Origin of the sequence: Paracoccus jeotgali (genome assembly GCF_002865605.1) — a bacterium.
Taxonomy (GTDB): domain Bacteria; phylum Pseudomonadota; class Alphaproteobacteria; order Rhodobacterales; family Rhodobacteraceae; genus Paracoccus; species Paracoccus jeotgali.
In genome coordinates, this window is the sequence record NZ_CP025583.1 from 1246842 (window position 1) to 1259751 (window position 12910).

The 12910-nt window shown below is 67.3% G+C and carries 10 protein-coding genes; 4 read left to right on the forward strand and 6 right to left on the reverse strand.

Annotated elements, in window-relative coordinates:
* Positions 1–26: 26 nt before the first annotated feature.
* Positions 27–1319 carry a DUF3422 family protein gene (locus CYR75_RS06150; RefSeq protein WP_101499271.1) on the reverse strand — a complete coding sequence of 431 codons (1293 nt, stop codon included), beginning with the start codon at positions 1317–1319 and terminating at the stop codon, positions 27–29.
* 141 nt (positions 1320–1460) lie between these two features.
* Between CYR75_RS06150 and CYR75_RS06155 the strand changes: the two genes are divergently transcribed.
* Positions 1461–1973, forward strand: coding sequence for a L,D-transpeptidase family protein (locus tag CYR75_RS06155; protein WP_101499272.1), 513 nt, complete (start codon positions 1461–1463; stop codon positions 1971–1973).
* A gap of 75 nt (positions 1974–2048) precedes the next feature.
* On the opposite strand, the gene CYR75_RS06160 is transcribed toward CYR75_RS06155, so the two are convergent.
* From CYR75_RS06160 to CYR75_RS06170, 3 genes are all read right to left on the reverse strand, one after another.
* A complete protein-coding gene (locus CYR75_RS06160; RefSeq protein ID WP_101499273.1) occupies positions 2049–3590 on the reverse strand; it encodes an NAD(P)(+) transhydrogenase (Re/Si-specific) subunit beta in 1542 nt (513 codons plus the stop codon).
* A 34-nt stretch (positions 3591–3624) separates the two neighbouring features.
* Positions 3625–5199 (reverse strand): Re/Si-specific NAD(P)(+) transhydrogenase subunit alpha, encoded by a 1575-nt coding sequence (locus CYR75_RS06165; RefSeq protein ID WP_101500904.1) that lies wholly within the window; start codon positions 5197–5199, stop codon positions 3625–3627.
* A gap of 247 nt (positions 5200–5446) precedes the next feature.
* Complete coding sequence (locus CYR75_RS06170; protein WP_101499274.1) at positions 5447–5941, reverse strand: hypothetical protein; 495 nt, start codon at positions 5939–5941, stop codon at positions 5447–5449.
* Between the two features lie 145 nt (positions 5942–6086).
* Between CYR75_RS06170 and pepN the strand changes: the two genes are divergently transcribed.
* Together pepN and CYR75_RS06180 are read left to right on the forward strand one after the other, a co-directional pair.
* Positions 6087–8657, forward strand: coding sequence for an aminopeptidase N (gene pepN, locus CYR75_RS06175; protein ID WP_101499275.1), 2571 nt, complete (start codon positions 6087–6089; stop codon positions 8655–8657).
* A 59-nt stretch (positions 8658–8716) separates the two neighbouring features.
* On the forward strand, positions 8717–9616 hold the full coding sequence (locus CYR75_RS06180; RefSeq protein ID WP_225972862.1) for a lysophospholipid acyltransferase family protein: 900 nt from the start codon (positions 8717–8719) through the stop codon (positions 9614–9616).
* Between the two features lie 42 nt (positions 9617–9658).
* On the opposite strand, the gene CYR75_RS06185 is transcribed toward CYR75_RS06180, so the two are convergent.
* Positions 9659–10456, reverse strand: coding sequence for an invasion associated locus B family protein (locus CYR75_RS06185; RefSeq protein ID WP_101499276.1), 798 nt, complete (start codon positions 10454–10456; stop codon positions 9659–9661).
* A gap of 437 nt (positions 10457–10893) precedes the next feature.
* Between CYR75_RS06185 and CYR75_RS06190 the strand changes: the two genes are divergently transcribed.
* Positions 10894–12471 (forward strand): helicase HerA-like domain-containing protein, encoded by a 1578-nt coding sequence (locus CYR75_RS06190; protein WP_101499277.1) that lies wholly within the window; start codon positions 10894–10896, stop codon positions 12469–12471.
* On the opposite strand, the gene CYR75_RS06195 is transcribed toward CYR75_RS06190, so the two are convergent.
* Positions 12431–12811, reverse strand: coding sequence for a DUF6477 family protein (locus CYR75_RS06195; protein WP_192876689.1), 381 nt, complete (start codon positions 12809–12811; stop codon positions 12431–12433). The two genes, CYR75_RS06190 and CYR75_RS06195, sit on opposite strands and share 41 nt — an antisense overlap.
* Between the last annotated feature and the right edge of the window lie 99 nt (positions 12812–12910).

Genomic DNA, 12910 nt, shown 5'->3' on the forward strand with positions numbered 1-12910 from the left:
CAAGCCAGGATCCGGTCCGTGACAGCCTAGCTGTCGTGACTGTGATCGATCCCTGCGCGCAGCCGGCGCAGACCGAACCAGACGAGGCCCACCACCAGCGGCGTCGCCATCGCCATGACCACCGCCTTGTCGACCCCTGCCCCCATGGCCAGCGGTGCGGCCAGATATCCCACTAGCCCGACCGCGTAATAGCTGATCGCGACGACGGACAGCCCCTCGACCGTGTGCTGTAGGCGCAGTTGCAGTTCGGACCGCCGGTCCATGCTGGCCAGCAGCAGCTGGTTCTGGCCGCTGCGGTCGACCTCGACCCGGGTGCGCAGCAATTCGCCGGCCCGGCCGGTGCGTTCCAGCATCTGCGACAGCCGCGCCTCGGCCGAGCGTGCGGTCCGCATGGCGGGATCGTAGCGGCGCGACATGAACTCGCCCAGCAATTGCCGATCCTTGTAGCGTTCCTCGCGCAGGGCGCGCACGCGGTCCATCACCAATGCCTCGTAAGCCCTTGTTGCGCCAAAGCGAAATGCTGACTGCGTGGCCAGCGCCTCGAGCCGCGCCGAGACCGCCAGCAGACGGTCGAGCGTGGTGGCGGCGGCGCGGCTGTCCATGCCGTCGACCATCGCGCCCAGTTCCGGCTCGAGGCTGTTCAGATGCGCGGACAGCGCGCGCGCGCGTTCAAGGCCCAGCATCGACATGGCGCGATAGGTCTCGAGTTCGCAGAGCCGCTGGATGATGCGCCCGGTGCGCCCGGCGCCGGTATCGGGGCGCAGAAACACTGCGAAACGCATCCAGCCATTCGGGTCGATGCGGAAATCCGAGGCGACGAGCGCCGAGCGGTCCAGCACCCAGAACGCCGCCAGGCTGTCGCGGCTGAACCACTCGCCAAGGGCGGCGTCCACCTGCGACAGGTCGTCGGGCAGATGCTCGAGGCGGATCATCGCCGCCGTCACCCGCCGCCCCGGCGCCAGCGCCTGCCAGTCCTGCGAGAAGACCTCCGCCGAGGCCGGATCAAACGGCGTCTCGGGCAGTCCCTCGGCGATGGCGGTATAGCTGACGAACTCGGTATGGCTTTCCCAGATCAGATCGTGCCGACCGATCCGGGCGGTGTAATGGCCGCCATCGGCCGAGGGCTGCGGCGCGCCGTGGCGGTCGGTCAGGATCGCAAGATGGTCCAGATCGCGCGTGCGGTCGCGGCCGGCGGCGTCGCGGGGTTCCTTGAACGCCAGATAGACCGCGTGGCAGGGCGCCAGGATGCGGGGCGAGGGTCGGGCATGCAGCTCGTTCACAAGCGCATTGCGCAGCGGATGGTCGATGGTGCGGTCCATGGCCCGGACGCTAGCCCGCCCCGCGCGGCAGGGACAGCATCAGATTTCGCACTGGCTGACGCCGCTGTGATGCGTGGCCGCATTGCACCATCGACCCCATCGCGTCACATTGGCGCAAAGAAGAAATGAATGAGGGCAGGCATGAGACGCGATTTTCTGAAGCTGATGCTGGGCGGCGCGGGGCTGCTGGCGCTGGCCAGCTGTTCGACCCGCGACCCCAAGTTCAAGACCTATTCCGGCCCGCCGGTCACGCGCATCGACGTGTTCAAGTCGCGCCGGGTGATGACCTTCTATTCTGGCAGCCGCCCGATCAAGAGCTATAATTTCGGCCTCGGTTTCGCGCCGCAGGGGCACAAGGATTACGAAGGCGACGGCAAGACGCCCGAAGGACTGTATTACATCGACCGCCGCAACCCCAACAGCCGCTATCACCTCTCGGTCGGGATCTCGTATCCGAACGAGCAGGACAAGGCGCGCGCGCTGGCCGAGGGCGTGCAGGTCGGCAGCGACATCTTTATCCACGGCCAAGGCCCCGAGGGGCGCGCGGCGCGGGTGCGCGACTGGACGGTGGGCTGCATCGCCGTCACCGATGCGGAAATCGAGGATATCTATGCGATGGTCCCCGACGGCACGCCGATCATGATCTATCCCTGAGCCGGTCAACCCCGGCGAAACGAAAACGGCCCCGCCAGCGATTGGCAGGGCCGTGTCTTTTTGCGGTTGGGCCGATCAGTCGATCAGCGGCAGCAGCGCGTTGATCGAATCCTTGGCGTCGCCATAGAACATCCGGGTGTTGTCCTTGAAGAACAGCGGGTTCTCGATCCCCGAGTAACCGGTCCCCTGCCCCCGCTTGGACACGAACACCTGCTTGGCCTTCCACACTTCCAGCACCGGCATCCCGGCGATGGGGCTGTTCGGGTCGTCCTGCGCGGCCGGGTTCACGATGTCGTTCGAGCCGATGACAATGACGACGTCGGTGCTGGGGAAATCATCGTTGATCTCGTCCATCTCCATGACGATGTCATAGGGCACCTTGGCCTCGGCCAGCAACACGTTCATGTGGCCCGGCAGGCGACCGGCGACGGGGTGGATGGCAAAACGCACGTTCTTGCCCTGCGCACGCAGCTTGCGGGTCAACTCGCTGACGGCGCTCTGCGCTTGCGCGACGGCCATGCCATAGCCGGGAACGATGATGACCTCGTCGGCCTCGTTCAGCGCATTGGCCACGCCCTCGGCGTCGATGGCGATCTGCTCGCCCTCGATCTCCATCGCGGGGCCGGTCTCGCCGCCGAAGCCGCCCAGGATCACGCTGATGAAGTTGCGGTTCATCGCCTTGCACATGATGTAGGACAGGATCGCACCCGAAGAACCGACCAGCGCACCGACCACGATCAGCAGGTCGTTGCCGAGCGTAAAGCCGATCATCGCCGCCGCCCAGCCGGAATAGCTGTTCAGCATCGACACCACGACCGGCATGTCGGCGCCGCCGATGCCCATGATCAGGTGATAGCCGATGAAGAAGGCCGCGATGGCGATGATGATCAGCCACAGCACCGCCGGACCGATGGCCGCCGCGTAAAGAAGCGTCGCCAGCAGCGCGATGGCGGCGGCACCGGCGTTCAGCGCGTGACCACCGGGCAGCTTGCGCGGCTTGCCGTCGATGCGTCCGGCCAGCTTGCCATAGGCCACGACCGAGCCGGTGAAGGTCACCGCACCGATGAAGATGCCGAGCGCGACCTCGATCTTGAGCATGGCGATCTCGCCCGGGGTCTTGTGCGCCAGCACGGCGGCAAAGCCCTTAAGCTCGGACAGGCGCTGCACGACGCGCAGCATGGCGTCGGGATCGGTCACGCCGCGCAGGCTGGCATTGGCGCGCGCCAGCAGCTCCTGCAGGCGGCCCAGCTCGAACTGGGCGTTGAAGCCCACGAACACGGCCGCCAGACCGACCAGCGAGTGCATGGCCGCGACAAGCTGCGGCATCTCGGTCATCTGCACGCGCTTGGCGACGACCCAGCCGATGGCCCCGCCGACCGCCAGCAGGATCAGCGACAGCAGCCAGTTGCCGGAACCGGGACCGATCAGCGTCGCCAGCACCGCCAGCGTCATGCCGACGATGCCGTACCAGACCGCGCGCTTGGCGCTTTCCTGCCCGGACAGCCCGCCAAGCGCCAGAATGAACAGCACCGCCGCGACCACATAGGCGGCGCCGGTCAGACCATAGCCCGCGACCTGCGCCAGACCGTCGGCCGGGGCTGCGATAACCTGCTCCATCGGGTGAATATCTTCCTGCATCTTGTTGTTCCCCTCAGGATTTCTGGAACATGGCCAGCATCCGGCGCGTCACCAGAAAGCCGCCGAAAATGTTCACGCCGGCCATCAGCACCGACAGCGCCGCCAGCACCACGATCAGCCCGCCGCCCGAGCCGATCTGCATCAGCGCGCCCACGATGATGATCGAGGAGATGGCATTCGTGATCGCCATCAGCGGCGTGTGCAGCGAGTGGCTGACATTCCAGATGACCTGAAAGCCGATGAACACCGCCAGAACGAAGACGATGAAATGCTGCATGAAGCTGGCCGGGGCCAGCAGACCGACCAGCAGCATCAGCGCGCCGCCCACGGTCAGCAGCGTCACCTGACGCCGGGTCTGGTCGCGGAACAGCTGCATTTCCTGCTCGCGCCGCTCGGCCGGGGTCAGTTCGCGCTTCTTCTCGCGCGGCTTCTGCGCGGCGATGGCGGCGATCTTGGGCGGCGGCGGCGGATAGGTGATGTCGCCGTCATGGGTGACGGTCGCGCCCCGGATCACGTCGTCATCCATGTTGTGCTGGATCACGCCGTCCTTGCCGGGGGTCAGGTCGGTCATGAAATGGCGGACGTTGTTGCCATAGAGTTCCGAGGACTGCGCCGCCATGCGCGACGGGAAATCGGTATAGCCGACGATGGTGACGTCGTTTTCGGTGATGAACTTCTCGTCCGGGATGGTCAGCTCGCAGTTGCCGCCCTTTTCGGCCGCCAGATCAACGATGACGCTGCCGGGCTTCATCGCCTCGACCATGTCGCGGGTCCAGAGAACCGGCGCGTCGCGGCCGGGGATCAGCGCGGTGGTGATGACGATGTCCACCTGCGGCGCCAGTTCGCGGAACTTGGCAAGCTGCTTTTCGCGGAATTCCGGGCTGGATGGCGCGGCATAGCCGCCGGTGGCAGCGCCGTCCTGCGTCGGCTCGTCGAATTCGAGATAGACGAACTCGGCGCCCATGCTCTCGATCTGCTCGGCGACCTCGGGCCGGACGTCAAAGGCCAAAACCTGCGCGCCAAGGCTGACCGCGGTGCCGATGGCAGCAAGCCCCGCCACGCCCGCGCCGACCACCAGCACCCGCGCCGGCGGCACCTTGCCCGCCGCCGTGACCTGGCCGGTGAAGAAGCGGCCGAAATTGTTGGCGGCTTCGATCACCGCGCGATAGCCGGCGATATTGGCCATGGACGACAGCGCGTCCATTTTCTGCGCCCGGCTGATGCGCGGCACCATGTCCATGGCGATGGCGGTCACGCCCTGCGCCCGCGCCTTTTCCAGCAGTTCCGGGTTCTGCGCCGGATAGAAATGCGAGATCACCGTCTGCCCGTCGCGCATCCGCTCGATTTCCGCGTCGCTCGGCGGGCGCACCTTGGCCACCACATCGACCGCCGCCGTCAGCGAGGCGGCGTCGGGATGCACGGTCACGCCCGCAGCTTCATAGGCCGCGTCGGAAAAGCCCGCCCGCGCGCCGGCCCCGGATTCGATGTGAACCTCGTGGCCGAGCTTTTTCAGATGCGCGGTCGATGCGGGGGTGATCGCCACCCGCGCCTCGCCGTCATGGGTTTCCTTCAAGGCGCCGATCTTCATCGCCATCTCCCCTGTGATGTCGCTTGAGGCTGTCTAGCATTGCGAAATTGCGGTTCACAAGCCGCGCCCGGCCGGTTTTGCGTCGTGACAGGCGTTTCGCCGGTTATTTTGTTGCGGCGCAGCAGGATCGGCGGGCGAAACAGGCTCACGCAGCGGTCGCGACGACGTGATCGCCGCGCCGAGAGCAAAAAAAAATCCGCCGCACCCGGTTCGGGGTGCGGCGGCGAGTGGTGCGCGTCGGACCGGATCAGTTGGCCGGTGCGGGCGTCGTTTCTGCAGCCGTGTCGGCGGCGGCGTCTGCATCGGCGGCCGCGGCCTCGGCTTCGGCGGCGGCTTCGGCAGCCTCGTCCGCGCTTTCCTCGGCGCTTTCGGCGGCGGTGTCAGCCGTATCGGCGGCCGCATCGGTCGTGGCGGCGGTATCGTCCACGGCCGGCGTCGCGGGCACGGTCTCGACCGGCTCGACCGGGGTGTCGGTGTCCGGGATCACGACGGTGGTGTCGTTGGTGGTCGTCTCGGTGGTCACGTCGGCGGCAGGCGCATCGGCGGCCGGCTGTTCGACGGCGGGTTCCTCGACCACGACGGTGTCGTTGCTGCCCATCCAGCGGGTCAGAACGAAATAGGCAAGCGCCAGTGCCAGCAGGATCCCGATGATCAGCGGCAGCGGCGAGGAACGCTTTTCGACCGGCTCGACATAGGTCTCGCGCGGGGTGGTTTTGTTAGGATCGTTGGGATCATAGGCCATCGGGCACTCCTTGAAAATTCCGCCTGGGCGCCGTTCGCGAGGCATGAGGCCCCCTCGGGCGCCTTGCGGGACGGCTATCCTGCGCTTAACTCGGGCGCAACGGGTCAAGTTCCCCGAAACGCAGCATTTCCATGAAAGGCATCCGATGAACGCCTCGCACCCTGTCCCCGCACCGCAACGGCTGGAAGATTACCGGCCTTATCCTTTTGCGATCAAAGAGGTTCGGCTGGATGTCACGCTGGACCCGCAGGCCAGCCGCGTGCGGGCCGACCTGGACCTGACGCGGCAGCATGACGGCGATCTGGTGCTGGATATCGGCAAGGCCGTGACGCTGGACCGGCTTGCGGTGGACGGCAGCGATCTGGACGCCGCTGACTGGACGCGCAAGGGCGAGACGCTGACCATCCACCGCGCCCTGCCCCAGAGCTTTACCCTGTCGAGCGAGGTCACCATCGACCCCGCCGCCAACACCACCTGCGAGGGGCTGTATCTGTCCGGCGGCATCTTCTGCACCCAATGCGAGGCCGAAGGGTTCCGCCACATCACGCCTTATCCCGACCGCCCGGACGTCATGGCGCCCTTCAAGGTCACCATCCACTCGGACCTGCCGGTGCTGCTGTCGAACGGCAACCCGGTCGCGCAGGCGCCGGGGCGCGCCGAATGGTCGGACCCCTGGCCGAAACCCCCCTATCTTTTCGCGCTTGTCGCGGGCGATCTGCGCGCCATCAGCGACACCTTCACCACCATGTCGGGCCGCGAGGTCGATCTGAACGTCTGGGTGCGTCCGGGCGACGAAGATCGCGCGGGCTACGCCATGGACAGCCTGATCCGCGCGATGAGATGGGACGAGCGCGTCTATGGCCGCGAATATGATCTGGACGTGTTCAACATCGTCGCGGTCGATGATTTCAACATGGGGGCCATGGAAAACAAGGGGTTGAACATCTTCAACTCGAAACTGGTGCTGGCCTCGCCCGAGACGGCGACCGATGGCGATTACGAGCGCATCGAAAGCGTGATCGCGCATGAATATTTCCACAACTGGACCGGCAACCGCATCACCTGCCGCGACTGGTTCCAGCTTTGCCTCAAGGAAGGGCTGACGGTCTTTCGCGACCAGCAATTCACCTCGGACATGCGAAGCGCGGCGGTGAAGCGGATCGACGATGTGGTGACGCTGCGCGCGCGCCAGTTCCGCGAGGATCAGGGCCCGCTGGCCCATCCGGTGCGCCCCGACAGCTATGTCGAGATCAACAATTTCTACACCGCGACCGTCTATGAAAAAGGCGCCGAGGTGATCGGCATGTTGAAGCGTCTGGTCGGGGATGAGGGCTATGCCAAGGCGCTGGACCTGTATTTCGAACGGCACGACGGCGACGCGGCCACCATCGAGGACTGGCTGAAGGTGTTCGAGGACGCGACCGGCCGCGATCTGGCGCAGTTCAAGCGCTGGTATACCGACGCCGGCACCCCGATCGTCACGATGAAGGAGGACTGGGACGCGGAACACGGCGTGCTGACGCTGAGTTTCAGTCAGCAGACCCCGTCCACGCCGGGGCAGACCGACAAGCCGCCGCGCGTGATCCCGATGGCGGTAGGCCTGATCTCGCCCAATGGCGACGAGGTTCTGCCGACCCAGATGCTCGAGATCGATCAGGCCGAGCAGAGCTTCCGCTTTGACGGGCTGGCGACGCGGCCGATGGTCTCGGCGCTGCGCGATTTCTCGGCCCCGGTGGTGCTGCGGCGCGAGCTGACGGATGCCGACCGCGCCTTCCTGTTCGCCCATGACCGCGACCCCTTCGCGCGGTGGGAGGCCGGGCGCGATCTGGCCCGCGCGACCCTGCTGGCGATGCTGGACGGCGGCGCGCCGGGGCCGGAATATCTGGCCGCCATCGGGCGCGTGCTGGCGGATCGCGACGCCGATCCGGCCTTTCTGGCGCTCTGCCTGCGCCTGCCCTCGGCCGAGGAACTGGCCCAGGCCCGCAGCGAGGCCGGTCACACGCCCGACCCCGACGCCATCCATGCCGTGCGCGAGGAATTGGCATCCGTCATCGCCCGCACCCATCAGGCCGAGCTCGACCGCGTGCTGACCGACACCGTCCCGGCGGGGGATTATTCCCCCGATGCGGGTCAGGCGGGGCTGCGGGCACTGCGACTGGCGGCACTCGGGCTGGTGACGCGGATCGACGGCGGCGCACGCGCGCAGGCGATCTATGACGGCGCCACCAACATGACGGAACGCGCGGGCGCGCTGGCGGCGCTGATCGCCGCCGGTGCCGGGCAGGACGCCGTGGCTGATTTCCATGACCGCTTCAAGGATGTGCGGCTGGTGGTGGATATGTGGTTCATGCTGCAGGCGGCGAATGCGCGGCCCGACCGCGCGGTGCCGCTGGCGCGCGAGCTGGCGGCGCATCCCGATTTCGACTGGAAGAACCCGAACCGCTTCCGCGCCCTGATCGGCGGGCTGTCGGCGAACCATGCGGGCTTCCATGCCGCCGATGGCAGCGGTTACGACTTCCTCGCCGATTGGCTGCTGCGCGTCGATGCGGTGAACCCGCAGATCGCGGCCCGGATGTCGGGCGCCTTCGAGACCTGGGCCCGCTATGACGAGACCCGCAAGGCCCACGCCAAGGCCGCCCTCGACCGCATCCTGGCCACCCCGGATCTGTCGCGCAACCTGGCCGAGATGGCCGGCCGCATCCGCGGCGCGGCGTGAGCCACAGCCCGCGCGCGGCCCCTTGCGGTTGCGCGCGGGCAAGGTGATAAACTGACCCCATGACGCACCGGCTCGACCAGTCCCGTGACGAGATGCAGCGCCGTCTCGACCCGCTTATCGCCGAGCGCGCGCCCTGGCTCTATTCCGGCAAGCCCCATCACAATGCCGCGCGGCGGCTGCTGATGCGGATGCTGGGCTATCCGCGGACGCTGGATCTGGGTGCCGAGTTCCGCGACCAGCCCACCGCAGACATCTTCGCGCGCATGGACGAGATGATCATCCGTGATCTCGAGGTGGCGGGGCTTGACCATATCCCGACCTCGGGCCCGGCGCTGATCGTGGCCAATCACCCGACCGGGATCGCGGACGGGATCGTGCTTTATTCGCTGATCGGCCGGGTCCGGCCCGACCTGTTCATCTATACCAACCACGACATTCTGCGCGTGCTGCCACAGTTGCAGGACATGATCGTGCCGGTGGAATGGCGCGTCGAAAAGCGCAGCCACGCCAAGACCCGCGCCACGATGGAGCAGACCCGCGCCTGGCTGGAACAGGACCGGATCGGGCTGATCTTTCCGTCCGGCCGGCTGGCCAAGCGGCGCGGGTTGACCCTGCACGAGCGGCCGTGGATGGCTTCGGCCGCGATGATCGCGCGGCGGATGGATGTGCCGGTGATCCCGCTGCGGATCCGGGCGCGCAACTCGATCCTGTTCTACCTGTTCGACGCGATCCACCCGACGCTGCGCGATGTGACGCTGTTCCACGAGGTGCTGAACAAGGCCGGGCAGCAATATCAGGTGACGGTGGGGGCGCCGGTCGTGGCGCAATCCCTGCCCGGTCGCAGCGACGAGGCGATCGAGATGCTGCGCCGCATCGTGCTGGCCCTGCCCGAGCCGGTGGACACGCATCCGGTATCCACCTCGCGCCGGGTCAAGCGGCGCATCATCAGGCATGTCTGACGTGCGGGCCGGGGACCGCACAGGCCCCCGACCAGGATCGGTTTACTGCGCCGCGGGGGCGTCCGCTGCGGCGGGTGCCTCGGCCGGGGCAGCAGCCTCGCCACCGTTTTCGCGCATCTCGTCCACGGCTTTTTCCAGATCGGCATAGGCCGCGGTAAAGCCGGCCAGCGACAGGTTCAGGTTCACCACCTCGCTGTCGGGCGCGCCGTAAGGCAGCAGGCTGATCGTCGCCGCCTTGCCGCGCTTCATCGCGTTCAGCTCTTCCGCGGTGAAGCCAAGGCGCGAGACGCAGCCGACCGGTGCGCAGAAGTTGAAGGGATAGGCCCGGCCCTCGCCCGAATCGACGCGCAGGGCGATGCCCTTGGTCAGGTCGGTTTCCAGCGGCGCCACCACGGTCGCACCGGCGACGGCCTTGCCGTTCTCCAGCGGGATCAGCGTCATCTCGGCGACCGAGTTGCCCTCGCCATCCTTCATCAGCTGGTAAAGCTCGCAGGGATCGGCGTCGTTTTCGGTCTTGATGCAGCGCAGCATCCAGGAATCGAAGCTCGACCGCAGGTAATACGACCCCACCTGCGCCTCGTCCGGGCCGGGCGGTTCGGTCGCGGCGTCGCCTGCGGCTGCGGCGTCGGGGGCTGCGGCCTCGGCCGGGGCGGCGCTGTCGACGGGCGCATCGGCAGACGCGTCAGCGGCAGGGGCGTCAGCGGCAGGCGCGGTGTCGGCAGGGGCTTCGGCGGCGGGCGCCGGGGTGTCGGCGTTGGCGGGTGCGTCCTGCGCCATGGCCGGCGCGGCGGCCAGAAGCAGAATCGCTGCCAGCGCGGCCGAGGTGGTTTTCGGTGACATGGTGTCTCCCTTGTTTGCGAAATCGGTCGGCCTCAGCCCTAGCAGCCGCAGGCGGAAATGTCAGGGCTGAACATGGCGCGGAAGCTCACGCTTGCGTCACAGCCGGGCCGCCCGAGGTGGCAGGGTCAACCGACTGTTCGCAAAAGAAAAAGGCCGCGAAACGCGACCTTTTCCCTCCCCTGCCGGACTGGCCGGTCTTCCTCATTGCAGCGACGGTAGCCAGCGCGCCGAAACCCGTCAACTGTCCTTTCAGACAGGCGTCGGGCAGAAAAAAGCCGCGCCAAAATGGCGCGGCAGTCCAACAGGGAGGAAGTGTTCGGGATGGATCGACACGATCCGGCGAACACTGTCACTCTGGCACAAATTCGTTAACGAGGTATGTTCTTTTCGTGCGATTTCCGCGCAACATCCGCATCGGCGCAGCACAGAGGCAACACATGAAGGCTATCGATCTGGAAAACGGGCATATTCTGCTCGGTGGCGGCGGGCATGATCACGCCGATCCGACGCTGATGCTGCTGCGCTATGCCAACCGGCACGGGCTGATCGCGGGCGCGACCGGGACCGGAAAGACCGTCACCCTGCAGACGCTGGCCGAATCACTGTCGCTGGCCGGGGTGCCGGTGTTTCTGGCCGATGTGAAGGGCGATCTGGCCGGGATGGCCCGGTCCGGCTCTCCCGACGCGCCGCTGCAAGAGGCTTTTGCCGCACGGGCGGCGCAAATCGGGGTCGATCTGGACTATCAGGCGTTTCCGGTCACCTTCTGGGATATTTTCGGCCAGCAGGGGCACCCGGTCCGCACCACCCCGGCCGAGATGGGGCCGCTGCTGCTGTCGCGGCTGCTGGATCTGACGGCGGTCCAGGAAGGGGTGCTGAACATCGCCTTTCGTGTCGCGGATGAACAGGGCCTCGCGCTGCTCGACATGAAGGATCTGCAGGCGATGCTGGTCTGGGTCGGGCAGAACGCCGGCGATCTATCGCTGCAATACGGCAATGTCAGCGCCGCCTCGGTCGGCGCAATCCAGCGCGCGCTGCTGGTGCTGGAAGGCGAAGGCGGCGATCTGCTGTTCGGAGAGCCGGCGCTGCAACTGGCCGACATCATCCGGCAGGACGCCTCGGGCAAGGGCGTGGTCAACATCCTCGCCGCCGAGCAGCTGATGCGCGCGCCCCGGCTTTACGCGACCTTCCTGCTGTGGCTCTTGTCAGAGTTGTTCGAGCAACTGCCCGAGGTCGGCGACCCCGACCGCCCGGTCTGCGCCTTCTTCTTCGACGAGGCGCATCTGCTGTTCGACGACGCCCCCCGCGCGCTGATCGCCAAGATCGAGCAGGTCGCGCGGCTGATCCGATCCAAGGGCGTCAGCGTCTGGTTCATCAGCCAGAACCCGACCGACATTCCCGACGATGTGCTGAGCCAGCTGGGCAACCGCGTCCAGCACGCGCTGCGGGCGTTTACCGCCAAGGACCAGAAGGCGCTGCGGATGGCGGCGCAGAACTATCGGCCGAACCCGGCGTTCGATACCGCCGAGGCGATCCAGCATGTCGGGACGGGCGAGGCGGTCACGTCTTTCCTGCAGCCCAAGGGCGTGCCGGGCGTGGTCGAGCGCACGCTGATCCGCCCGCCCTTTTCGCAGCTGGGTCCCATCACGACGGCGGAACGCGCCGCCGTCATGGCGGCCTCGCCCATGGGGCTGAAATATGGCGAGACGCTGGACCGCGACTCCGCGCATGAGATCCTGCGTGCCCGCGCCGAGGCCGCGGCAGCCGAGGCCGAAGCCGCCCCGGATACTGATCTGTGGGCGATGCCGCAGCAAGAGGGCTTCACCCGCGCCCGGCGATACGACCCGGCGCTGACCCTGCCCGCCAGCGCGGGCCGCCCTGCCCCCCGCGCCGCCCGATCCTCGCGCGGGGACACGGTGCTCGAAGCCTTCGGCAAAAGCGTCGCGCGAGAGTTGGGGCGGTCCGGCACGCGCACCATCATGCGCGGGGTGCTGGGCGGGCTGTTCCGCGGCCGCTGAAGGCCAGCAGTTGCGCGCCGTCCTGCACCGCCATGGCCCCACCCTCGGCCAGCCGCATCTCGGCCAGCAGGGCGATCGCCAGCAGGACGTGGCGGCGGATGTCGTAATCCGCCCTGCCCTCGCGCCGGGCGTCGTCGGCCGCCTGTTCCATCCCGCGCAGCAGGCTCAGGGCGGCTGGGCCGGTGGGTAGCGTCTCGCGGCCCAGCAGGCGCGGCAGGTCGCGGTCGCGCTGCCAGCCCGCCTGACCGGCCCGGGCGGCGCGAATCAGGCAGGCAGGGCGGCGCAGCGGCAGCGGGCGTTGCGGCAGGGCGAAGACGTTGTGGCGGGTGACGAAGCTCATGGCGCAACCTCTTGCTATGATTGACTTCGAAACACTTACACAACTTTAACGTGCGTTGCCGAAAACCCGTTGCAACGCTCTGCGGGGCAGCAATTCTTT